Raw genomic sequence first — 23490 nt, 5'->3', positions numbered from 1 at the left:
AAGATAAACGGAGCGTCCTCTGTTTTGAATTGAAATTAGATATAAACATGAAGATTAAATATCACATTCTGTTAGTTACGATTCTGATGTGCGCTAGTGATGTCTTTGCCTGGCAGTCCGACGATATAAAGCAGCAAGCTTTATCAAAAGACGAAGGAAAGACAGTATTCAGTCCGCATTGGGTTCTGTCTGCACAAGGCGGTGGCGCTTATACTTTGGGGGAGACAAACTTAGGAGATTTGGTATCTCCATCCTTGGCTATAGCTTTAGGATATAAATTTACTCCATTGTTCGGTGTTCGGGCAGCGGTAAGTGGTTGGCAAGCTAAAGGTGGTTGGGTGAATCCGGATATTACCTATACATATAAATATTTGCAGGGCAGTGTGGATGCAATGCTTGATTTGGACAATTTGTATTGTGGTTTTAATCCAAAACGCTTTTTCAATGCGTATCTTTTTCTAGGTGCGGGTTTGAATGGTGCTTTTGACAACGATGAGGCTGTGAATCTGAATGCTAGTGGATATAAACTTCAACGTTTATGGACGGGTAAGAAGCTCTATATCGCAGGGCGTATCGGTTTGGGAACAAATCTTCGCCTAAACGATCATGTCGCTATTAATTTGGAAGTAAACACTAATATGTTATCAGATAAATTCAACTCTAAAAAAGGAGTTAATGCTGATTGGCAATTCAATGGGTTGGTGGGACTATCTTTTACATTAGGAAAGAGTTATAGAAAGACGACTATAATTTCGAATGAACCTGAAGAGTCTGTTTCAACACTACCTGTGGTAGAGCAACCGGAGAAGGTAGCAGTTGAAGGACAACCGGAATTAAAAAAAGAAACAACGATATCAGAGCCTATGAAACAGGACATCTTTTTTGCTTTGAATTCTGCCCGTATTCAAAATGACCAACAGTCGAAGATTGTTGCTCTTATTGAATACTTGAAGAAATATCCTGTGACTAAGGTGAATGTTACTGGTTATGCAGATGTAAATACCGGTAATGCAAGAATTAATTCAAAGTTGTCTGAAGCTCGTGCTAAGAATGTCGCTGAAGCATTGAAATCTAAAGGAATTGCTGCTGACAGAATTATAGTTGACTTCAAGGGGGATACGGTACAACCTTATTCTACTCCTAAAGAGAATCGTGTAAGTATTTGTATAACAGAATAAAATGAAATTAGAGGAAACAGGTGGGCGGTGATGCTTGTGAAAGTATTCCATCCAAAGAACTGTTCTTCGAAAGGGATACCTCCCTTATTTCCCACAGGTATCCCTTTTAAATCTCATAGCATCTCCTTGTTGCACTAGAACCAATTTGCTAGTCCCTTATTTCCCTATAGATTAAGGAGATGTTTTGAGAGTATGGAAAGCCCGGGCTTGTGAAAGTCCGGGCTTTCTCATTATTATTTATTTATCGGATTGAATACGATGAAACTCCTTATCATACAGTCCTACAAGTAAGTTTTGTCCTTTATCATTCACTTTCAGTCCGCCATACATGGCTTTTTGATAAAGGGTATCCTGTCCTTCTTCGAAGAAGAAAGATTCGGCACCGAGGAAGAGCCGGTAATGTACTATTTTATATTTGATGACCAGTTCATCACTGTTTACAGGTTCTAAAGCGTTTTGCAGTCGCACTATTTCTCCTACCTGATTACTGTCAGTTCGAAGTACGGCATAACCGCGTTTGGCAGTTTGATCGTCTACCGGAGCTGATGAGGCTTCCTGGTAGTTAAGTCTCATATAGTCTCCTTGCATAAGAGAGCGGGGATCGACAGGAACTAACTGTAACAAAACCAACCGTCCGTCTTTCAAGATCTGCTCTTTCTTATAAACCGACCAGTTGAAATACCCTAGTAACAGTATCAGGTTTACGATAATCAATATTCGGCTATATTTTTTCATGTCTTGTTCTTTTTTGAGTGAAGAAATACCAAGCTGTAATACATGCAATTCCGATGAAGAAAAGCGTAATGGATTTGGTGAGCAGGCTCAAATTCAAATCATAATAGTATTTGGAAACGGCATAGATAAAGAGAAGGAGTGCAGCGGCACACTCTGCTCTATAACCATAATGAAAACATATTAAAATCAGTAGCAAACTACCGGATAAATAAGGAGCAAATACGGTAGGCAGACAAATGATAATACAAAGAATATAGATACCAACCTGATTCACAGGATTATCCCCTTTCATGACCTGTATGATTTGTTGAATCACGATGAGAAGTCCTACCCATATATAAACGGACAATATGCCCGATACGAGCCAGTTATTTGTTTCCGATACCAGATAACTGATTGATAATCCTCCCAGTGAGACGATACTGGATACAAATAAACCGGCATGAAATGGTCTGTATTTGGAAAAGTAATTTTTCGTCTCTGTACCCTCAAACAGCTTTTCGAAAGCATTGATAAATAGAAATGCTCCGAGGATAGGGATTACTGCTATTTGCAGGGGATAAAATGAAGAAAAGACATAGGCAACTTCTCCAAATAAAGATATATTAAACAGAATGACTGAAAGAAAGGGGAGAATGAATCCTCTTGATAAAAAGAAAGTGAGTATACTGATTATTATAAGTATAAAGAAGAGGGCATGAATATTAGCACTCATGCCAAAGCCTGCCAATACGCATCCTGCTATATATAAAGTGATGTTCATCGCATCCAGAAAAGGCCGGACAACGACGCGGCTGATTGTTAACGTAGTAATGATTAACAAAATTCCTATAATCAGACTGGAAATCTCGGATTGAATGATTCTGGCAAGTGCCAGAAATCCCAGAAAGAAAATAGCCGTCAGGATTCCCCCGATAATGGATACGACTTGAATAGTGAGGTTATGCTTCTGTGCCATACCATTGCTTTTTTAGATGAAGAATGATGTAAATAAGTAAAGTTGTCCCGGTGATGACAATAATTCCTCCATAGAAGAATATCTGAACATCCCTAAGATCACTTTTAGATATGAATGTAGTCAATAAAATCATTAATGTGGCAAAAGGAATGATAGCGAGATAGAACAGACTCTTTTCTTTCCATCCGTACCAAAGTCCCGCTGCGAATAGAAGGACAGTAGTTATGAGAGGAACAGATAATATGGTATAATCATCACAGATGGCCGCCATTAACAGAAAGCTGGTGTGTAGAATGGTAGCCAACGAAAGAAGACTGACAAACCAACGATTGTTTCTGTTCAAATGACCTTTTGCACTCATCCATTCCGTAATAATAGTTGCCACGGCACATATCCAGGTTACTGCATTACCCAATAGAGTTATTTCCCAAGAGCCATAGCCGGCAATTTGTATATTATACAGCCATATCGTAGTACAAAGTAATCCGATGAACGTCAGCCATAACGGAGCGAAGCGGATAGCAATCGCCCAGAGAATGGTGAAAAGAGTCCATCCCAGAAAGAGATCGTAAGCATCGGCCCCTGTTTGGTAAATTTGTCCGAAGACAGCGAAAAGCGTACCTATCAGAAATGTAGCTCCGGTGAGGAGAATTTGTTTGACGAGCTTACTCCAACGGGTAAATGTAGCGAGCAGGACAGAGACTACTAATAATACTTCTACCATTCCTAATTTGGCAAATTTAGGTAGTTCATCCCAGTTATAAGCAAAAAAGAAGACGATGCCTGCCACTGTAAAGCCAACGCCCACTGCCAATAAAAAAATAGAAAGGAATTGATTCCACTGTTTTTTATCTGCATGTAGAGCTTGTCGGGATAAAGGCGAAAGGTCGGGCTTTTCCATGTGTTTTTACTTTTTGATAATTGCAAACATAAGAAAATAAAATGATTTCCACTTCAAGATAGACTATAAAATAGACTATAAAAGGTATGACTTACCTTATTGCGATTAGCAATAATAGTAAGTCATACTTTGGGAGAGGTATTGAAGATCCTAAAAAAGAGAATAACTTAAAATACCTCCCGTATATGCTTAAAGTTAGAATTGATAGTATCAATAACTTCTTGTGAGCGACCGTTGATTAACAACTTGTACATTGACTGTGCAAAACCCACCATTTGTCCGAATTCGATTTTCGGAGGCATGGCCAGTGCATTCGGATCAGTCATGATATTGACAAGTACCGGACCATCCAGTTCGAATGCATTAAGTAAGGTAGTCAATACTTCTTCCGGATCGCTGACATTAAAGCCTGCCATTCCCATTGCTTCAGCCACTTGGGCAAAGTCCGGATTCAGCATATTTGTCTGCCAGTCCGGCAGTCCGTCCACTTCCATTTCCAACTTCACCATTCCTAGTGAGCGGTTGTTGAATACGATGATTTTGATCGGCAACTTATATTGGACAACAGTTTCCAAATCTCCTAGAGTCATAGACAGTCCGCCGTCTCCGCAAAGTGCCACTACCTGACGATCCGGATAAGCTAGTGCGGCGCCGATGGCTTGCGGCAAAGCATTTGCCATAGAACCGTGATTGAAAGAACCCAGCATGTGGCGTTTGCCTGTTGCTTGCAGATAACGCGCTCCCCACACACAAGTCATTCCCGTATCTACTGTGAACACAGCATCATCCGAACTTAGTTTGTCTATTTCGGACATCACATATTCGGGATGAATCTTATTTACATCACCTTTATCTTCCGTGTAAGCAGCCAGATCCTTCTTTACTCCTTCATATCTTTTGAGTTGTTTCAACAGGAACGAATCATCCGTCTTCGGATTCAGCATACGCAATAAACTTTGGATGCTAAGTTTAACATCACCGCAAAGTCCGATATCCACCTTTGCACGGCGTCCCAGACGTTCGGGCTTTATGTCAATCTGTGCTATCTTGATGTCATCCGGCAAGAAAGCGGAATATGGAAAGTCAGTGCCGAGCATGAGAAGCACTTCGGCTTCATGCATACTGTAATAGCCCGACGGCATTCCCAGCAATCCGGTCATACCCACTTCATACGGATTTTCATATTGCACCTCCATCTTTCCTTTGAAAGTATATACAACCGGAGCGTTCAGCTTCTCGGAAAGCGCAATCACTTCCTCGTGAGCTCCCCGGCAACCGATGCCGCAGAAAAGAGTGATGCGTGTATGTTTGTTTAACAACTCGGCTAATTGAGCCAGATCTTCTTCCGACGGACAAACTTCCGGTGGGGCAGGATAGTTGATAACCGACGAGTCGACAGCAACGGCAGAAGCCTTTGCCAAGTCACCCGGAAGCCCGATAACGGACACCCCTTTGCGGGTGACAGCCGTTTGTATGGCCGACTGGAGCATACGTGGAAATTGCTTGGGAGTAGTGGCTACTTCATTATAATAACTGCAATCGTTAAAAAGTTTGATGGTATTCGTCTCCTGAAAATATTCCGTACCGAACTCTCCGGTAGGAATTGTAGAGGCGATGGCGATTACCGGTGCACCGGATCGGTGTGCGTCATACAAGCCGTTAATCAGATGAACATGCCCCGGTCCGCTACTTCCCGCACAGCATCCCGGACGACCGGTCAGTTGTGCTTCTGCAGCAGCGGCATATGCTCCTGTTTCTTCGTGGCGCACATGTATCCATTTTATTTGATCGTTTTTTCTGACTGCTTCGTTTACTTCATTCAGACTGTCGCCTGTTACGGCGTAGATGCGTTCAACTCCGGATTTTACCAGAGTATCTATCAGTTGTTCTGCTATTTTTTTTGCCATAGCTGTAATTGGTTTAGGATTGATTTTTATGTAATAACAGATGGCTGCAAAGAAAAGTTCTAATTTAACATATACTAATAACACCTTTGTGTCGGGACACATCACCGCTTTTATGTTAAAATTAATTCTGTAACAACCTTTTAGTAAAGACGCATAAACAATTGCAGTATCCTTTTGTTATCTTTATAGGCGAAATCTTAACCTAATGTATTAAACCTCTTAATTACTCTAGAAAAAATGAACAGAAATGAAATCGGTGTGAATGCCGGTAAGGTTTGGCAACTGCTTAGTAATAATGAGAAGTGGAGCTATGGACTTTTGAAGAGAAAATCCGGGCTGAAAGATAAAGAGCTGGGTGCCGCTTTGGGCTGGTTGTCAAGAGAGAGCAAAATAGAGTTCGATCAGTGCGATGAAGAACTTTATGTATATCTCTGTGTGAATGTTTATATTGGCTAAAAGAGTTTGACACTTTAACGAGAACAGAAGAATCTCCGGAGGAATGACAGCATAATCAGCACTTCGGAGATTCTCGTTTTTTATCCTTTTTCTGCTTTATGTATCTTCCTTTCAATGGATTTCCGGAAATAATTCTGTTACTTTGCATCACGAATTAAAATGTAAGAAACAATGAGAAGTTTTGCCTCCGACAATAATTCCGGTGTGCATCCGTTGGTAATGGAAGCATTGAACCGGGCCAATATAGACCATTCTTTAGGATATGGCGATGATAAATGGACAGAAGAAGCCGTAGCGAAGATAAAGGATACCTTTACGCCCAACTGTGTCCCCTTGTTTGTATTTAACGGAACAGGTAGCAACGTGGTAGCATTGCAGTTGATGACCCGTCCGTATCATTCCATCTTTTGTGCGGAAACGGCTCATATCTATGTAGATGAATGCGGCTCTCCCGTGAAAATGACAGGTTGTCAGATTCGCCCGATCGCCACTCCTGACGGTAAACTTACCCCGGAATTGATGCAACCTTATCTACATGGTTTCGGCGACCAGCACCATTCACAACCCAGAGCCCTCTACATCTCCCAATGTACCGAACTTGGCACCATTTATACTCCCGAAGAATTGAAACGTCTGACAGACTTTGCCCATCTGAATGGCATGTATGTACACATGGACGGAGCCAGAATAGCCAACGCCTGTGCTGCTTTGAATCTTACCTTAAAAGAACTGACAGTAGATTGCGGAGTCGATATTCTTAGTTTCGGCGGAACGAAGAACGGACTGATGATGGGAGAGTGCGTGATTGTATTTAATAAAGACTTGCAATCGGAAGCCCGCTTCATCCGTAAGCAATCCGCCCAATTAGCGTCGAAGATGCGTTACCTCTCTTGCCAGTTTACAGCATATCTCACAGATAACCTCTGGCTGAAGAATGCCAGTCATGCCAATGCAATGGCTGCTATACTCTATGCTGAATTGAAGAAACTGCCCGAAGTAACTTTCACTCAAAAAGCCGAAAGTAACCAGTTATTCCTCACCATGCCCCGCCTGGTTATCGACCGGATGCTGGAGTCTTATTTCTTTTATTTCTGGAACGAAGAGAAGAATGAAATCCGTCTGGTAACTTCTTTTGATACCACAGAGGAGGATGTAGGCGAGTTTATAAGACTTTTAAAACGTTAAAAAGGAAATCCGGAACAACAAAAGCGCCTGAAACTCTGTTGTAATAAGAAGTTTGAAACTAACTTTGTCCGCAAAGTTTTCTACTTCTTATGATTATGAATACTAGACAGAACAGGCTAATCATATTCGCGATTTTGTTATTGACACAAACCCCATTGGGCGCGCAGCTGCATTCTACTAAAATTGAACTGCCGGAGGATTCTATACCTGTAATCATTGAAGATTCTGTTCCGGCGAAGCGCAGCTTCTTTAAGAAGTTTCTTGATTACTTCAATGATGCCAATAAGGAAAAAAAGAATAAAAAGTTTGATTTCAGTGTGATAGGCGGTCCTCACTATTCCAGTGATACCAAGTTCGGACTCGGACTGGTGGCAGCCGGATTATATCGCACCGATCGGATCGATTCGCTTCTTCCTCCCTCCAATGTTTCTCTTTACGGAGATGTGTCGACGGTCGGCTTCTATTTGTTGGGAGTCCGTGGAAACCATCTGTTCCCGCAAGATAAATACCGGTTGAATTACAATCTGTATTTCTATTCTTTCCCCAGCCTGTATTGGGGACGGGGATATGACAATGGAGCCAACTCTAATAATGAAAGCGACTATAAACGTTTTCAAGCACAGGTGAAAGTTGATTTTATGTTCCGGCTGGCAAAGAACTTCTACATCGGACCGATGGCCGTATTTGATTATATCGACGGGCGTGACTTTGATAAACCGGAACTATGGGAAGGAATGGCTGCACGGACTACCAATACCAGCCTGGGGCTTTCCCTCCTTTACGATTCACGTGATTTCCTGACAAATGCATATCATGGCTATTACTTGCGGATAGACCAACGGTTCAGTCCGGCTTTTCTCGGCAATAAATATGCGTTTAGCAGCACAGAACTCACTACCAGCTATTATCAACCGGTATGGAAGGGCGGAGTATTGGCGGGGCAATTCCACACATTGCTTACTTATGGAGATACCCCCTGGGGCTTGATGGCAACGCTGGGAAGTTCCTACTCGATGCGTGGATATTACGAAGGACGCTATCGGGACAAGTGTGCTATGGATGCACAGATAGAACTCCGTCAACACGTTTGGAAGCGGAATGGAGTGGCAGTATGGGCAGGAGCGGGAACGATTTTTCCGCGACTCTCCGAGTTCACCCCGAAACATATTCTGCCTAATTATGGTTTCGGTTATCGTTGGGAGTTTAAGAAGAGAGTAAATGTACGTTTGGATTTAGGGTTTGGCAAACACCAGACCGGATTTATTTTTAACATCAATGAAGCTTTTTAAGAATATAAAGAATTGGTTGGAGAATCAGGAACATCTGTTTTATCTGTTCCTGTTTATCTTGATAGTACCTAATATGGTACTCTGTTTTACAGAACCTTTACCATTTATGGCAAAAGTCGCCAATGTGTTGTTACCTTTCGGTTGCTATTACCTGTTGATGACTTTGTCGAGGAATTGCGGCAAGATGCTTTGGATTTTATTCCTGTTTCTGTTCTTCGGAGCCTTTCAGATCGTGCTGCTCTATTTGTTCGGCCAGTCCATTATCGCTGTCGATATGTTTCTGAATCTGGTTACCACCAATTCGAGTGAAGCCTTGGAACTGCTTGATAACCTCACACCTGCCATTATTGCCGTAATCATACTCTACGTGCCCGCTTTGATATTGGGAACCATTTCAATTGTACGCAAGCGGAAACTCACGGCAGAATTTATCCGCAGAGAACGGAAGAAAGCCTCCATAGTCTTTGGAATCTCTCTCCTTAGTCTTGTCGGAGCCTATATGCAAGACCCGGGATATGAGTTGAAGTCTGATTTATACCCGCTGAATGTATGCTACAACGTAGGTCTTGCCTTCCAGCGAACCGCTTTGACGCAGGATTATCACCGTACATCCAAGGACTTTACTTTTCATGCCCGCCCTACGCATCCGGAAGAAAAACGGGAAGTATACGTAATGGTTGTAGGAGAAACCTCCCGTGCCCTGAACTGGCAACTGTATGGTTACGAACGTGAAACAAACCCGCTTTTATCCCGGCAACCAGGTCTGATTGCTTTCCCGAAAGTACTGACAGAGTCGAATACGACACATAAAAGTGTCCCCATGCTGATGTCGGACGCTACTGCCTGCAACTACGACTCTATCTACCATCAGAAAGGAATCATCACTGCTTTCAAAGAGGCAGGTTTCCGGACAGCCTTCTTTTCCAACCAACGTTACAACCATTCGTTTATCGACTTCTTCGGAATGGAAGCCGATACATATGATTTTATAAAAGAAGATTCTGTCAGTTCTTCCTACAATCCTTCTGACGACGAACTTCTGAAATTGGTGGAGGAGGAACTGGCGAAAGGTGCGACGAAACAATTCATCGTACTTCACACTTACGGTTCCCACTTTAACTATCGCGAACGTTATCCGTCAGAAGATGCTTTCTTTACACCCGATTATCCGGTTGATGCGGAAAGGAAATACCGGGATAATCTGATAAATGCCTACGATAACTCTATCCGTTATACAGACCGTTTCTTGTCACGGCTTATCCGCATACTGGAAAATCAGCAGACAGATGCCGCCATGCTCTACACTTCCGATCATGGAGAGGACATTTTCGACGATTCCCGTCATCTGTTCCTTCACGCTTCTCCTGTACCTTCTTATTATCAGCTTCACGTTCCGTTCCTTATCTGGATGTCTGGCAACTACCGTGAAAGCTATCCCGAACACTGGAGTACCGCCATTGGTAATAAGGATAAGAATATTTCCTCCAGCAGTTCTTTCTTCCCGACCATGCTGTCTTTAGGTGGAATAGAAACCCCTTACCGGGATGATTCGCAGGCTGTAACAGCTTCACACTACGTCCTAAAACCGAGAGTTTATCTGAACGATCACAATGAACCCCGTCCGTTGGATGATTTGGGCATGAAGAAGCAAGACTTCCAGATGCTGGAAAAGAAGGATATTAAGTATTAGGTATAATACTTAATACTTGATACTTAATACTTATTTATTTTAATTTTTGCATCCAAAAGCGGGATTGGCGTGTTATTTGCCTTATGATGTATGAACGATTAAATTCATAAAACATGGCCTATATAGATTATTACAAGATTCTTGGAGTAGACAAAAGTGCTTCGCAGAATGATATCAAAAAGGCTTTTCGTAAGTTGGCCCGGAAATATCATCCTGACTTGAATCCTAATGACCCGAGTGCAAAGGATAAGTTTCAGGAAATCAATGGAAGCCAATGAGGTACTAAGTGATCCGGAGAAACGTAAAAAGTATGACGAGTACGGAGAACATTGGAAGCATGCCGATGAATTCGAAGCACAGAAACGTGCACAGCAACAAGCCGGAGGCTTTGGCGGTGCAGGAGGTTTCGGCGGATTCGGTGGTGCGGGGCAGGGTTTCTCCGACGGTAACGGAACCTATTGGTATAGTTCCGATGGAGAGGGATTCTCCGGTGGCAATGCCAGTGGATTTTCCGATTTCTTCGAATCCATGTTCGGACATCGGGGAGGAAGAGGACAAGGCTCTGCGGGATTCCGCGGACAGGACTTTAATGCCGAACTTCATCTTTCCCTTCGTGATGCTGCTCAAACGCATAAGCAGATATTGACCGTAAATGGTAAACAGGTACGTATCACTATCCCTGCCGGTGTAGCCGACGGACAGGTTATTAAACTGAAAGGCTACGGAGCCGAGGGTGTCAACGGAGGACCTGCGGGCGACTTGTACATTACGTTCGTGATAGCTGAAGATCCGGTGTTCAAACGCTTGGGCGACGATCTGTACGTAGATGTGGAAGTAGACCTTTACTCTGCCGTATTGGGAGGCGAGAAAGTAGTCGACACGCTGGACGGTAAAGTGAAACTGAAGATAAAACCGGAAACGCAGAACGGTACGAAAGTCCGTCTGAAAGGTAAAGGATTTCCGGTTTATAAGAAGGAAGGACAATTCGGTGACTTGATTGTGACCTATTCTGTCAAGATTCCTACGAACTTGACCGACAAACAAAAAGAGTTGTTCCGTCAATTACAGAGTATGAACTAAAATGAATGAGTACTATGCAGACCGAATTAATAATTGTCAGTGAATACTGTCACAAATGTCATATTGAGCCTTCATTCATCGAAATGTTGGAAGAGGGCGGTTTGATTAACGTGCATACCGAAGGCGGCGAACATTATCTGCTTTTGTCGGAACTCCCGAACGTGGAACGTTATAGCAGAATGTACTACGACTTATCCATCAATATGGAAGGTATCGATGCCATTCATCATTTGTTGGAAAGGATGGAAGATATGAGGCACGAAATGAGTTCGCTTCGCAAACAACTTTTGCTGTATCGGGAACGGGAAATAGAAGATATAGACTGGTAAAAAAACAGAGCCTCTGTTTGATTCGAACAGAGGTTCTATTTATAGTAAACGGAGGCTCTGATTCATTCAATCAAAGCCTCCATTTTTTCAGGACGTTTATACCGTTATTTTATAATACAATATACGTACAAATCTCTTCCAGATAGCGTGCGTCGATAGTGTCGAAGCTATCCAATGTATCACTGTCGATATCCAGCACCCCGACAACTTTGCCCTGCTTGAGGATCGGTACTACTATTTCCGATTTCGAGTCCGAACTACAGGCTATGTGTCCGGGAAACTGTTCTACATCAGGAACAATCAGTGTGCGGGCTTCTTTCCAGGCAGTTCCGCAAACTCCTCTGCCAAAGCGGATGCGAGTGCAGGCAATGGGGCCTTGAAACGGACCCAGTACGAGTTCTTCCCCTTTCACAAGGTAAAAGCCTACCCAGAAGAAACCGAAAGTCTGCTTTAAGGCTGCTGCCATATTGGCAAGATTGGCAATGAGATCCGCTTCCGTACTTACCAAAGAATGCAGTTGTGGAAGTAACTCCCGGTACTTTTCTTCCTTGCTTCCTGTGTGGATGATTAAATTTTCTGCCATCTCTTTACTATTTGATTTGGTTCAGGATGCTTGGATCTTTTATTTTATCGTCTTCTGCAAAGAAGATAATCTTAGTCAGTATCTCGGCAGTCTTCGGATCTTCATCTACGAAAGGCAGGAACAGGCGTCCGCGATTCTGTGAATGTACCGGAAGAACGGCTATCTGTGCACCACCTTCCTGATGGATCACACCGCTGCCCAGATGAATATTGTACTTACCCAGTTTGCCTTCGATGTGAGCAAAACTTCCTTTTATTGTCACGTTCTTGAAATGGAACAACGGTATCGTCAGTTCCACCAGTACGCTGCGCATCTCGATGGTAGAGTGGCTGGTTTCCGGGTCAACGCTTCCGGCATGGGCTACGCTCACTGCCAGATCTACATCTCTCATTACTTCGGAGAAGATGACAGGAGGAATCTCCGAGATTTTCATCAACTTGTAGTCTTTGCGGCTATGGAAGCAGACATATTCCAATGTCGGAGCTTCGATGTCGGCAGGGGAGAACCAGTCTGCCATGGCATAGATGGTGGCGATGATATTCTCTTTGTAATATATCTTTTGGAGACCATCCTCATAATCGGCTACCCAACGGCGTCCTTTCAGTACGGCAACCGTTTTCTGTGGTTGAATCTGATTTCCGGCATAACGGCGGGATTGAGTGGCTTCTACTTCTTCCGGAGTCGGAACGTAAAGTTCGCGGAACACCTGTTTGAAAGGTTGGCGGATTGATTTATCAAACAGGAATTTTTGGTAAGCATGCCAGTCTCCGCTTGTATACAGGTCTGTGGGGTGTGCGATGCGTAACTCGTCTTTCGGTTTTAACGGGAGGCAAACGGCATTCACTGTAACCAGCAATCCATCGGTGTAGAAGCCTGTCTGTCCGTTGCAGATGAAGACGAGATGTTTCAATAATGGCCAGATGACAGGATTCTGCATCAGCTTGCGCAATTCGTTTTCTTCAAAACGGGTGCAGTCTTCCATCGCCTGTTCCAGCATGATGCGCGAACGGGTGTACTGGTCTTTCAGCTTTTTGTGCACCGCTTTCAGTTCTTCTATATACGGATGCTTTTTCAGTTTGGCAGGCATGCTGTTGAGTTCTTTGCCGTCTTTGATTTGCTTAATCTCCGATTTGCCTTCCTCGTTGATTTGTACATACACTTCTACGCCGTCTATCTTTTTGGGAGACAGGTAGGGAAGAAGTTCTTTAATCAGTTCGGTTTCCATGCTCCAGGTCAGGCGGGTGACGTCTCCGTAACCGGAGTTGCGTGCCAGGTTTTGCAGGGCGATGTTTACCGCTTTCTTTTCGCTTTCCTGCCTTTGAGCACCGAATTCCTTGCTCTCTTTCAGGAATTTTTGCAGGTATTGATAACGAACCAGCAGTTCTTTATCCGGCTTCCGTCCCAATGGGATGAGGCCGTAGCTCATCAATAAGTCTTTGTTGCGCTTGGCTATTATTTCTTTCTTTATATCTGCCGCCTTCACTGCACCGTTGGTAGCATCGGCAAACTTACGGGCACGGGTATGGCTGTTGCTGCATGAAATATATTTAGCGGCATTGTAGACCACCTCGAAGCGTTGCTTGCCAATTGTCTTAAATGCATCTTTGAACCAGTCGATGTCAAAAGCACCTTCCTGCAGGTCATCCACGTCGATGGGGGTGTAGCGGGCGATAATAGCTTTCTTCTTGTCGTCACACGTTTCATTGGTGTGGGCGTGGAAATAATAGGCTGCACTTGTCAGTCCTTTCCAGCCTATTGCCTTTTCGGTCAGTTCAATCCATTGCGGGGCGAACATGGCGGCTTCTACCAGTCGCTCGTCGCTGATTTCGGCCTGCTTCGCCAGTTTCTTCAGATTCTCGCTGGTGTCCGTAGGCAGGGGATGGCAAGCATGAAGCAAGCTGCTCAATACACCCCGTTTGGTGCTGCCCCAGTTGTAACTGTCACGTATGAAAGTATCTTTGCCGAATGCTTGCAGAATACGGATAAATGTTTCGGCTCCATAGACGTAGCTTAGTTCTTCTGCAAGGGAGGTGACTTGTGTCTCGGAGTCTCCGCGTTTTAATTCGATTTCAAGAATCCGGTCTACCACCTTTTGGGCGAGGGAACGGAAGAGGGAGAAGTCGATGTTTTTGATATCGGCATATCTTTCTTTTTCCTTGTTGAAACGAACATTGTCGTTCAATACCATGGTGATTGCTTTAATCTGGCTGGGAGAGCTGGTGCGTCCTATCATTTCACGGTATACTTCCTCTGTCGGGATGATTCCCAGCATCCAGGCACGAGCAAAGTCCGTGGCATGAAGATAAGAGTCCGTTTCCTCCAGTTCGGGGGTATGCTCCATGTAGTTGGTGAGCTTATAAAGCTGATAGCGCACCGTGAAGTAACGGATAAATAAATCATCACTCATGGGCTTTTGAGGCATTTCGAGCCAGAAGTTCACGAATTTGTTGTTATGTATTGGATAAACGACTTGTTTTTCTCCGTATTCCAGTTTGTCCTGGAGCCATGCATGCTTACTGGTGTACTGGCGGAAAATGTTTTTGGTATTCAGCAAAGGCAACAGTTGGAGTAGCATATTGACAGCCAGTCGTTGATAGACGGCTTCATCTTTGTACTCGTATGCCAGTGCTTCGATGATATCACTCATCTGTTCATAGTACGGCATCTTGCGGAGGTCTTTCTGCAATCCGCGGTAAGTGATGCCGGCATACATACGGTTGACAAGCGGCTCAAAAGTATTACTTGACTTCTGGGCTGCCTTGATGTCTTCTTCATCCTCTTCATCGTAGTCGTCCTTGTCTTTGGGAGCACCTGTCGATGCAAGCATGAAACTCATCATCAGCAATTTGTCATAGCTTCCTATTTCTTCTTCGTAGAAGGCTTTCCACAATTCCGGGAATCCGAGTCCGCTCAATCCTCCGTAGTTGCTCCAGTTTATCAGGACACTGTTACCTATCAGGCGTGCTTCTCCGTACCCATTCTTGAATTCTTCATTCTTGTAGGTTTCGATGTATTTGCTTAGTTTCTTGAAAACGAGTTTGGCCCTTCCGAAGCAAATGAATTCGAATGCTTTTTTAACGTTGAATCCTTTGTCCTGGGTAATTTCCGGCAGATTGACTTCAAGAGACGGATCGTACAGACCGAAACCGTTATCTTTGGTATAATGTTGTGTGACGCTCTCTTCTGTTCCATTGCCAATCAGAGATTCTATCAATACTTTTTCTTTTGCGTTCGGCTTCTGAATCTCTTTGACTGTCGGAATCAATTCCTGATAGATATCTTGCAGGAATTCTACGTTGTGTATGGTCTTCATCATGTCCAAACCTGCCAGGCGGCGTTCGGCAACCTTGTCTGTTAGCAAGCGGCGGATGCTGCCGGCTAGCTGTTCTTTGGGCTGTTTCATCAGCAGATTGATGGCATGGATACGCATTTCACTATATTTGAAGCGCAGCAACTCTTCTACTTTCTGGTTCTGTTCGGGCGATAAGGTCATCTCGGACAATGCTTTATATGCTTCTTCACGCACATCTTGCGAACGGTCGCCCAATGATTGCAGTACATATTCTTCCTGTAGCGGACTGGTCGGTGGAGCTAATACGACACCGATATAGCCTGCCCGCATATAAGTATCCAGAGAGGGCAGATAGCTGCAAAGGTCGTCTTTCAATGCAGAGTTATTGGTCATCCAGGTGATATATGCCATCTTGAGAACGATTTCCGAACGGGTGAGCTCTGCGCTTTCCCAAGGGAACACATAAGGAGAATAAATCTCTTTGGCGGAGATGGACTGATAGACTTGCTTCAGATATTCATAATGGCGGACCGCCTCTTCTTTGCTATCAAAATAGTCGTGGAGTGACGGGACATCTTTGTGTCCTCCGTACCGGCTAAGATAGAGACCGGACAGATACAACGGTAAGATAGCCGCTACCACCGACGGTTCCTTATGCCATCTTTCGAAGGCATTTTTGCTGATTCGGTGGTTCATGCCGGAATATTGTGTACAGCGCAAGAAATAAAGTAACGTCTGTACCTGATATTTAGCACCTTTCTTGATAATTTCCGGCACAAGCGTCTGAATCTCTTCCGTATTATAGAATCCGATGCTCCATAAAGCCAGATAGAGTTCGACTGTATCTTTGCTTTGAAGAGCAGCGTGTGCCTGTTTCCGATCGTTCAGAAAACGATGGATCAGTTCTACATATTTATTGGTGATACGTTCGCTGCTGTCTTGTTCTCCAATCCCCGTACTGACTGCAATACCGCGTTTCACGGAAGCAAATCGTTCCAGACCGTTGTCGCAGATGACCGAGAAAAGATGGAGATAGCTTTCGGGACATCCTTCGTCCATCGTTTCCACGATAGCTTGACGGAGCCCTTCCTGTAATTTGGCTGCCAGAAGTAACTTTCCTTCCAGTTCCAGTAAGGGGCGGTATCCGCTCATTGCAATAGCCTGAAAATGTCCCTGATTGAGGCGGTTGGCGTTATTTTCGCTGGTTAGCACGCTGTTGAGATGCTTAATGACAGTCTGGTTGCCTTCTGCTATTTGGGCGGCCATCCAGTTCTGGCAGTTCATCGAATCCTTGTATGCTTCTATTTCTTCCGGAGTGTTTCCTCCGTTCAGTACGGCTTGATCCGTAAATCCGGTGGCGCGCAGTTTCAGAAACTGGGTCAATGCATCTATAACGTGGCCGATATGCAGAAGAGGATTTGCCGACCGTTGCGACCGGCGCGAGTATCCGTGAGTGTACGGACACCGTGCTTTGAGCTCCAGATAGGTGTGGAACAGGTGGGCGTACTCGTCTCCCAATAGATAGCGGAGTAGCTTGTTCAACTTACCGTCGAAAAGATTGGCAACGCTTTTAATCTTTTCTTCTTGGATAATATAGATGATGCAAGGCTCTAATTTATCGCTGTATGCACCATATCGGGTATCCATGTTGAAGTATTGCATGAATACATCCAACAGTGTCATTGTCTCTTTGTCTAAACTGGTTCTCTTTTTTGTTAACCTTTCAAGGTATGGAGCAATCCGTTTATTTAATGCGTCATTATAAATCAGTCTCATGATTCTTTTCGTTTTCAATGTGTTTTATAGGATAATGATTACCACAATCTTCCCGACAGCATGGCGAGCCGGATGAAGGTCAGGGTCGATTCTTCTTTAAGTTGGATGGGAGAGGATAAGTCCCCGGCTTCCGCATCATCCATGAAGATACGAAAAATCCCGTCCTCGTAGGATTGCAGGGCATTGGTGATCGCTTCGACTTCTACAGCTGGTTTGCCGTTATAATTTACAGCAAACCCTACTTTGCCGGAAGCTGTTTTATTTTCCACTTCTTCCTGTGTGAGGTATTTCAGCACTTCGCTCTGTTGCAAGCGTTCATTGTATTCGCAGACTTGCCAACTGACGATGGCTTCGATCAACCCCTGTACATTGACAGGCGGAACAGGAAAATCGATAGGAATCTTTTCGATACTGCACTTTCGTTTTCCTAACTGTTTGACTTGGATATATACTCTCATATTCTCTTTATTGGGTGATCTGAATACTTGATGTAATGGCATTCAGATCGGTTTCAGCTTCTTCGTCATAGACAAGCATGACAATGGCAAAAGATCGTTTCTTGCTCTCTTGAAAATAATGCAACACTATTTGTTTTACATCCTCTCCCGGTTCATCAGGAGCCCCGATGTGCAGGGGATTCGTGATCTTTGTCATAGGGAGTCCGTTGATGTTGACATTGCTTAGTTGGTAATCTTCTGACGGTTCCCCTTGTGCATTTCTCGGGAGAGTGAGTGATAACTCTTTCATGTGTTCAAACTCCTTCTGCGTGTCGTAGGTGAGGGCGGTAATCGTTAATTGATTCCCTCCGTTGACCAGCATGAGTAATGGAGGTTCCGCACCGTCAATTATTCCTTTTGCTCCTGCTATTTTTGTCCAGTTGGTAGGATACTGGCAACTGAATTTGGTGGCTGCATCATAATAAGACAGCCACGTATCGTCATTGCCGACAGGCGTATATGCCGGAACTTTCCTGCTGGAAAGATTGTCCGTAGCATTCACAGTGGAATGATTACTGTTCTCGTTTTCTTCTTCCAGTTCGCCATTCAGATAGGCTTCCACAATACCGCTTTCCCATTCATTACGTATCTCCGGGTAAAGAGGAGGAACGTTTTTGCACAGAATCATGAAGCTGAACAGGAATATACAGAATATACCAAGCTCCCCGATGATGGAGACAGTCCGCTGTGCATCGGGTTTCTCGAACTTGTAGCCGACCACGTATATAATTCCCAGAACAAACCCGCTTAACAACCCGCCAATATGGGCGGCATTATCAATGCCGGCTTTCATCCCGTAAACTAGATTATACCCCACAAAAATGAGGATGCTGGTTAACAATGCCTTTCGTTGTTCTTTGGCGATGCGATGAAAGAGGAGGAACGCAAGGAATATACCGTAAAGTCCGAAGATAGATCCGGAAGCTCCGGCGCTGATTGTCTCACCGTGCATATACAGGCTGAATGCAGCCGAACATAATCCGGTTAGCAGGTATGAAACGAACATACGGCGTCCTCCTATCAGTTCTTCCAACAGAAGTCCTACATACATGAAAGCATACATGTTCATCAGGAGATGGAAAGCTCCGATATGTATGAAGTTGCAAGTCACTGTGCGCCACCAGTCACCAGTGAGAGTTAGCGGTCCGAAGTCGGCTCCCCATTTCAGTAGTGACAGAGTGGAAGGGGACATAATACCCACTCCGGAAGCAATCATCACAATGAATACAAGAATGTTGATGTCTATCAGGATGGGGGTCGCTATGAATCCTTTGCGGGGAATGAAGAAAGACAGGAAGGAGTTTTTTTTCTTTTCTTCTTCTATATAAGCTTTTTCTTCTTCCGTGAGCGGTCGGTTGAACTCTTCTTCGAAATCTTCTGCTCTCCGGCTTAGCTCTTCCAGAGTGAGTGAAGTCCTTATTTCTTCCATCGCCTCCCGTAATTTCTGTATATTTTTTCTGTTCTTTCCATAATCAACAAATTGTACGGAAGAAGACTGGCTGCGAACGGATACTTCTCCGTCACTTTCCTTTTCTATAGTAAAGGTTATTACCTCTCCGTGAGAGTACATATTGAACGGGACTTCAAACCGGACTCCTTCCGGAGTCACTTCTCTGATATTCCACTCAAGTTTTTGAGAAGCTTCGAGAGCCAATATAAGGATTTCCGTGTTGGATAAACCAGGCAGATGTAGTTTGTCATTATATGAAGGTTTGAGTGCCATATTTCTATCTTTATCTAGAGTCATCAATTAAAAAATAACTTATCTCACTGACAAATGTATAGAATAATAATGGAAAATAATAGAATATGACAAATAAAAAAAGCATCCATTTCGTAAGAAAGGATGCTTTTATGAGATTTAGTCGATTATTTGTTACTTTTTGTAGAAAGCCAAATCTTCTTTGTCGAAGTTTTCGATGAAGTTTGCGTGCTTTTCCACTTCCGCTTCTGCATAGTTCAAATATACGTGTGCAGATTTGGAGAACAGTTCGGAAGCTTTGCTGGCATCTTGAATCAACAGGTGACACATGATAATGTCAGCAGCCATTTCCATCAATTTGCGGGCAGTGAAGTCAAGTAATTCCTGATCTTGTGCTTCTTTTACAGCGTTGGTGCTTGCTTCAAATTTGTCAGCCATCTTCTTCAGGCGAGACATCAGCGGTTCCATTTCCGGTGAACAAGGAATGGCCTCAAACTCGCGGATAGTAGCGATATAAGAACCATTGGTCACATAACGGATAGCGGCTACAGTCTGCAACTGGGTAGTTCCTTCGTAGATGCTGGTGATACGCGCGTCGCGATAGATGCGTTGGCAAGCATATTCCATCATGAATCCTGAACCACCGTGAATCTGGATGCAGTCGTAAGCGTTTTGGTTAGCATATTCAGAGTTCATCCCCTTGGCCAGCGGAGTAAAGCTGTCTGCCAGTTTGGCGTATTTCTTCTGTTCCTGACGTTCTTCCGGAGTCAGTTTGCGTTCGCGGGCGATGTCATCCAGAGCTTTGTAGATGTCTACATAGCGGGCTGTTTGATACAGCAAAGCACGTCCGGCGTCCAATTTACCTTTCATGATAGCCAGCATGTTATATACTGCCGGGAACTCGATGATCGCTTTGCCGAACTGCTTACGGTCTTTGGCATAAGCCAATCCTTCATTGTAAGCTGCCTGACTCAATCCTACGGACTGTGCGGCAATACCCAGACGGGCACCGTTCATCAAAGCCATTACATATTTAATCAAACCGAGTTTGCGGTCACCGCAAAGTTCAGCTTTTGCATTCTTGTATACCAATTCGCAAGTAGGGGAACCATGGATACCGAGTTTATTTTCGATACGGCGCACATTTACACCCCCTTGGCGTTTGTCATAGATGAACATAGACAAGCCACGACCGTCTCTTGTTCCTTCTTCCGAACGTGCCAGTACGAGGTGGATATCAGCGTCACCGTTTGTAATGAAACGTTTCACGCCGTTCAGCAACCAGCATCCGTCTTTTTCGCTGTAAGTAGCTTTCAGCATAACAGATTGAAGGTCGGAACCTGCATCCGGTTCTGTCAAGTCCATGGACATTGTTTCGCCTTGGCATACACGAGGGATGAAGCGGCTGTGTTGGTCTGCATTACCGAATTCGTACAGCGTTTCGATACAGTCCTGCAAAGACCAGATATTTCCGAAACCGGCGTCGGCGGCAGCCACGATTTCCGCGCACATGGTGTACGGAGTGATCGGGAAATTCAAACCACCGAATTTGCGTGGCATGGTCATGCCGTTTAGTCCGGCTTTCACCATAGCATCCAGATTCTGTTTGGTTCCGGAAGCATATTCTACGCGACCGTTGGCACAGTGAGGACCTTCTTCGTCTACACCTTCTGCGTTAGCGGCAATGATTTCTCCTGTGATTTCTCCGGTAATCTCCAATACTTTGTCGTAAGAGTCTACAGCATCTTCGAAGTCCAGCGGAGCATAGTCGAATTCATCTTTATCTCTGTAATTGCGTTCTTTGAGTTCGCAAATACGTTTCATCATCGGATTGTTCAAGTGATACTTGAGTTCCGGTATGTCTGTATAATAATTAGCCATCTTTCCTTACTTGCTATTTTGTTTATAATACTTAATCATCTTCGGCACAACTTCTTCAATACTTCCGTTGATTACGTAATCGGCAATCGTATTGATCGGAGCATCCGGATCGTTGTTGATGGAGATGATGATACCACTTTCCTGCATACCGGCGATATGCTGAATTTGTCCGGAGATACCGCAAGCGATGTAGAGTTTCGGACGAACGGTGACACCTGTTTGTCCGATCTGGCGATCATGGTCTGCGAAACCTGCGTCAACAGCTGCACGGCTGGCACCTACTTCTGCGTGAAGTTCTTTAGCGAGGTCGAACAGCAGGTCGAAGTTTTCTTTCGAACCTACACCGTAACCACCGGCTACGATAATCGGGGAACCTTTCAGGTTGTTCTTGGCCTTTTCTACGTGGCGTTCGATCACTTTCACTACGTAGTCTGTGTCAGCTACATATTTTTTCACGTCGTGACGGATCACTTCTCCCTGATAAGTCGGAGAGAGGATTTCTTTCTTCATCACACCTTCGCGAACGGTTGCCATCTGCGGACGGTGTTCCGGGTTCACAATCGTAGCAACGATGTTACCGCCGAATGCCGGACGGATTTGGTACAACAGGTTCTTATAAGTCTTACCTTCTTTTTTGTCTTCGTGGTCACCGATTTCAAGTGAAGTACAGTCGGCAGTCAATCCGCTGGTCAGGGCAGAAGAAACGCGCGGACCGAGGTCACGACCGATAACGGTAGCACCCATCAAACAGATTTGCGGTTGCTCTTCTTTGAAGAGGTTCACCAGGATAGCTGTGTGGGGAAGTGATGTATAAGGGTAAAGTCCTTCACCGTCGAAAACGTGAAGTTTATCTACTCCATAAGGAAGGATTTGTTTTTCAATATCTTTGAGGCCGCTGCCGGCAACTACAGCTTCGAGCTGACAGTTCAACTGGTTGGCTAACGAACGACCTTTGGTCAGAAGTTCGAGGCTAACGTCTGCAACGTTACCTTCTTCTATTTCGCAATATACAAATAAGTTATTCATGATTATCCGATGGTGTGGTTAGCTAATAGTTCAACAATCAGGTCTTCCACGTCACGGTCGCTGCCGCTGATGGTTTTGCTCTCTTTAGCCTGGAACACGATGTTCTGGATGGCTTTCACTTTGGTCGGCGAACCGGACAGACCGCATTGCGCAAGGTCACCGTTTACGTCGGCTACACTCCATTCTGGCAGATTCAGATAATCACGCTTGTCATACAAATCGGTATAATCAAGGTTGCCTTGCTGCTTTTCGGTTACAGTCTTGGCATGTTTGTATTTTTGAACCAATTTTGCATTGCGCGGACGGCAGGGAGCTGCAGAACCGTTTACGGTAATCACGATGGGCAGCGGACCTTCTACAGTTTCTACGCCACCGTCGATGTGACGTTTCACTTTGATTTTACCATCGCCCACTTCCAGAATTTCTTCTGCGTATGTGATCTGCGTCAATCCCAGTTTCTCTGCTACCTGCGGACCTACTTGCGCCGTATCACCGTCGATAGCCTGACGACCGCCGATAATAATGTCACAATCACCGATTTTGCGGATGGCAGTAGCCAGTGCGTAAGACGTAGCCAGTGTGTCTGCACCAGCGAAAGCACGGTCGGTCAGCAAGTAACCGTTATCTGCACCACGGAAAAGTCCTTCACGAATAATGTCGGCTGCCCGTCCCGGTCCCATTGTCAGGATAGTTACGGTAGAGCCTGGATGAGCATCTTTCAGTCGAAGAGCTTGCTCGAGGGCATTCAGGTCTTCGGGGTTGAAGATAGCGGGAAGTGCCGCGCGGTTAATTGTCCCGTCGGCTTTCATGGCATCTTTCCCGACGTTACGTGTGTCGGGAACTTGTTTTGCCAATACAACAATTTTCAAACTCATGCTATAAATTTTAGTATTAGTATTTCTACAAGTTAGCAGCCAGTAGTCAAGTAGTAATCTCTTGCTATCTAAACTATCCGGTTAACTATCAGCTTGCAAATTTACTCAAACACTTGGTTCTGACAAGAAATCCGAGTAAAAAATGCACAG

Annotated in this window: 17 protein-coding genes and 1 pseudogene; 7 read left to right on the top strand and 11 right to left on the bottom strand. The window is 44.5% G+C overall.

Translation table 11 applies throughout. The annotated features are described in order from the left end of the window. The first annotated feature begins 47 nt into the window (after window positions 1–47). Window positions 48–1178, top strand: a complete 1131-nt coding sequence (locus NXX38_RS24520; RefSeq protein WP_258981494.1) for an OmpA family protein — start codon at window positions 48–50, stop codon at window positions 1176–1178. Between the two features lie 237 nt (window positions 1179–1415). On the opposite strand, the gene NXX38_RS24515 is transcribed toward NXX38_RS24520, so the two are convergent. The 4 genes from NXX38_RS24515 to NXX38_RS24500 form a co-directional block, all read right to left on the bottom strand. Continuing rightward, window positions 1416–1913, bottom strand: coding sequence for a GDYXXLXY domain-containing protein (locus NXX38_RS24515; RefSeq protein WP_258981493.1), 498 nt, complete (start codon window positions 1911–1913; stop codon window positions 1416–1418). Continuing rightward, on the bottom strand, window positions 1900–2871 hold the full coding sequence (locus NXX38_RS24510) for a DUF4401 domain-containing protein (RefSeq protein ID WP_258981491.1): 972 nt from the start codon (window positions 2869–2871) through the stop codon (window positions 1900–1902). The genes NXX38_RS24515 and NXX38_RS24510 overlap by 14 nt, the downstream gene beginning before the upstream one ends. After that, complete coding sequence (locus tag NXX38_RS24505) at window positions 2855–3772, bottom strand: DUF2157 domain-containing protein (RefSeq protein ID WP_258981489.1); 918 nt, start codon at window positions 3770–3772, stop codon at window positions 2855–2857. Before NXX38_RS24505 ends, NXX38_RS24510 begins: the two co-directional genes overlap by 17 nt. A gap of 167 nt (window positions 3773–3939) precedes the next feature. Further along, window positions 3940–5679 carry a thiamine pyrophosphate-dependent enzyme gene (locus NXX38_RS24500; protein ID WP_217723079.1) on the bottom strand — a complete coding sequence of 580 codons (1740 nt, stop codon included), beginning with the start codon at window positions 5677–5679 and terminating at the stop codon, window positions 3940–3942. Between the two features lie 237 nt (window positions 5680–5916). Between NXX38_RS24500 and NXX38_RS24495 the strand changes: the two genes are divergently transcribed. From NXX38_RS24495 to NXX38_RS24470, 6 genes and pseudogenes are all read left to right on the top strand, one after another. Continuing rightward, window positions 5917–6135: a winged helix-turn-helix domain-containing protein gene (locus NXX38_RS24495; RefSeq protein ID WP_004301053.1), complete on the top strand. Its 219-nt coding sequence runs from the start codon at window positions 5917–5919 to the stop codon at window positions 6133–6135. 171 nt (window positions 6136–6306) lie between these two features. Next, a complete protein-coding gene (locus tag NXX38_RS24490) occupies window positions 6307–7320 on the top strand; it encodes a low specificity L-threonine aldolase (protein ID WP_148364624.1) in 1014 nt (337 codons plus the stop codon). An 89-nt stretch (window positions 7321–7409) separates the two neighbouring features. Next, window positions 7410–8609: an outer membrane protein assembly factor gene (locus NXX38_RS24485; RefSeq protein WP_258981485.1), complete on the top strand. Its 1200-nt coding sequence runs from the start codon at window positions 7410–7412 to the stop codon at window positions 8607–8609. Beyond that, on the top strand, window positions 8596–10299 hold the full coding sequence (locus NXX38_RS24480; protein WP_258981483.1) for a phosphoethanolamine transferase: 1704 nt from the start codon (window positions 8596–8598) through the stop codon (window positions 10297–10299). Before NXX38_RS24485 ends, NXX38_RS24480 begins: the two co-directional genes overlap by 14 nt. A gap of 113 nt (window positions 10300–10412) precedes the next feature. Beyond that, a pseudogene (locus NXX38_RS24475) lies at window positions 10413–11379 on the top strand (DnaJ C-terminal domain-containing protein). 14 nt (window positions 11380–11393) lie between these two features. Beyond that, window positions 11394–11708 carry a chaperone modulator CbpM gene (locus NXX38_RS24470; protein ID WP_258981481.1) on the top strand — a complete coding sequence of 105 codons (315 nt, stop codon included), beginning with the start codon at window positions 11394–11396 and terminating at the stop codon, window positions 11706–11708. Window positions 11709–11817: 109 nt separating this feature from the next. On the opposite strand, the gene NXX38_RS24465 is transcribed toward NXX38_RS24470, so the two are convergent. The 7 genes from NXX38_RS24465 to NXX38_RS24435 all read right to left on the bottom strand — a co-directional run bounded on the left by NXX38_RS24465 (window position 11818) and on the right by NXX38_RS24435 (window position 23340). Further along, window positions 11818–12291, bottom strand: a complete 474-nt coding sequence (locus tag NXX38_RS24465) for a GAF domain-containing protein (RefSeq protein WP_195650273.1) — start codon at window positions 12289–12291, stop codon at window positions 11818–11820. Window positions 12292–12298: 7 nt separating this feature from the next. Further along, window positions 12299–17359 (bottom strand): DUF4132 domain-containing protein, encoded by a 5061-nt coding sequence (locus NXX38_RS24460; protein ID WP_258981480.1) that lies wholly within the window; start codon window positions 17357–17359, stop codon window positions 12299–12301. Between the two features lie 38 nt (window positions 17360–17397). Further along, window positions 17398–17817, bottom strand: coding sequence for a hypothetical protein (locus NXX38_RS24455; protein WP_074556967.1), 420 nt, complete (start codon window positions 17815–17817; stop codon window positions 17398–17400). Window positions 17818–17824: 7 nt separating this feature from the next. After that, entirely contained in the window at window positions 17825–19579 is a 1755-nt protein-coding gene (locus NXX38_RS24450; protein WP_074556926.1) for a rhomboid family intramembrane serine protease, read from the bottom strand. Window positions 19580–19732: 153 nt separating this feature from the next. Next, the gene (locus tag NXX38_RS24445; protein WP_258981479.1) at window positions 19733–21439 is read right to left on the bottom strand and encodes an acyl-CoA dehydrogenase family protein; all 1707 of its coding nucleotides are present in this window, start codon (window positions 21437–21439) and stop codon (window positions 19733–19735) included. A 6-nt stretch (window positions 21440–21445) separates the two neighbouring features. After that, a complete protein-coding gene (locus tag NXX38_RS24440) occupies window positions 21446–22465 on the bottom strand; it encodes an electron transfer flavoprotein subunit alpha/FixB family protein (protein WP_074556922.1) in 1020 nt (339 codons plus the stop codon). Window positions 22466–22467: 2 nt separating this feature from the next. Beyond that, on the bottom strand, window positions 22468–23340 hold the full coding sequence (locus NXX38_RS24435) for an electron transfer flavoprotein subunit beta/FixA family protein (protein ID WP_074556919.1): 873 nt from the start codon (window positions 23338–23340) through the stop codon (window positions 22468–22470). Between the last annotated feature and the right edge of the window lie 150 nt (window positions 23341–23490).

The sequence above is a fragment of the Bacteroides sp. BFG-637 genome, assembly GCF_024793605.1.
In the GTDB taxonomy this organism is placed as follows: Bacteria; Bacteroidota; Bacteroidia; order Bacteroidales; family Bacteroidaceae; genus Bacteroides; species Bacteroides vicugnae.
This window is presented reverse-complemented; position numbering and strand designations above follow the sequence as displayed.

Coding starts and splice junctions, on each gene's coding strand:
- NXX38_RS24520 (WP_258981494.1), top strand. CDS start 48: ATGAAGATTAAATATCACATTCTGTTAGTTACGATTCTGATGTGCGCT.
- NXX38_RS24515 (WP_258981493.1), bottom strand. CDS start 1,913: ATGAAAAAATATAGCCGAATATTGATTATCGTAAACCTGATACTGTTA.
- NXX38_RS24510 (WP_258981491.1), bottom strand. CDS start 2,871: ATGGCACAGAAGCATAACCTCACTATTCAAGTCGTATCCATTATCGGG.
- NXX38_RS24505 (WP_258981489.1), bottom strand. CDS start 3,772: ATGGAAAAGCCCGACCTTTCGCCTTTATCCCGACAAGCTCTACATGCA.
- NXX38_RS24500 (WP_217723079.1), bottom strand. CDS start 5,679: ATGGCAAAAAAAATAGCAGAACAACTGATAGATACTCTGGTAAAATCC.
- NXX38_RS24495 (WP_004301053.1), top strand. CDS start 5,917: ATGAACAGAAATGAAATCGGTGTGAATGCCGGTAAGGTTTGGCAACTG.
- NXX38_RS24490 (WP_148364624.1), top strand. CDS start 6,307: ATGAGAAGTTTTGCCTCCGACAATAATTCCGGTGTGCATCCGTTGGTA.
- NXX38_RS24485 (WP_258981485.1), top strand. CDS start 7,410: ATGATTATGAATACTAGACAGAACAGGCTAATCATATTCGCGATTTTG.
- NXX38_RS24480 (WP_258981483.1), top strand. CDS start 8,596: ATGAAGCTTTTTAAGAATATAAAGAATTGGTTGGAGAATCAGGAACAT.
- NXX38_RS24470 (WP_258981481.1), top strand. CDS start 11,394: ATGCAGACCGAATTAATAATTGTCAGTGAATACTGTCACAAATGTCAT.
- NXX38_RS24465 (WP_195650273.1), bottom strand. CDS start 12,291: ATGGCAGAAAATTTAATCATCCACACAGGAAGCAAGGAAGAAAAGTAC.
- NXX38_RS24460 (WP_258981480.1), bottom strand. CDS start 17,359: ATGAGACTGATTTATAATGACGCATTAAATAAACGGATTGCTCCATAC.
- NXX38_RS24455 (WP_074556967.1), bottom strand. CDS start 17,817: ATGAGAGTATATATCCAAGTCAAACAGTTAGGAAAACGAAAGTGCAGT.
- NXX38_RS24450 (WP_074556926.1), bottom strand. CDS start 19,579: ATGGCACTCAAACCTTCATATAATGACAAACTACATCTGCCTGGTTTA.
- NXX38_RS24445 (WP_258981479.1), bottom strand. CDS start 21,439: ATGGCTAATTATTATACAGACATACCGGAACTCAAGTATCACTTGAAC.
- NXX38_RS24440 (WP_074556922.1), bottom strand. CDS start 22,465: ATGAATAACTTATTTGTATATTGCGAAATAGAAGAAGGTAACGTTGCA.
- NXX38_RS24435 (WP_074556919.1), bottom strand. CDS start 23,340: ATGAGTTTGAAAATTGTTGTATTGGCAAAACAAGTTCCCGACACACGT.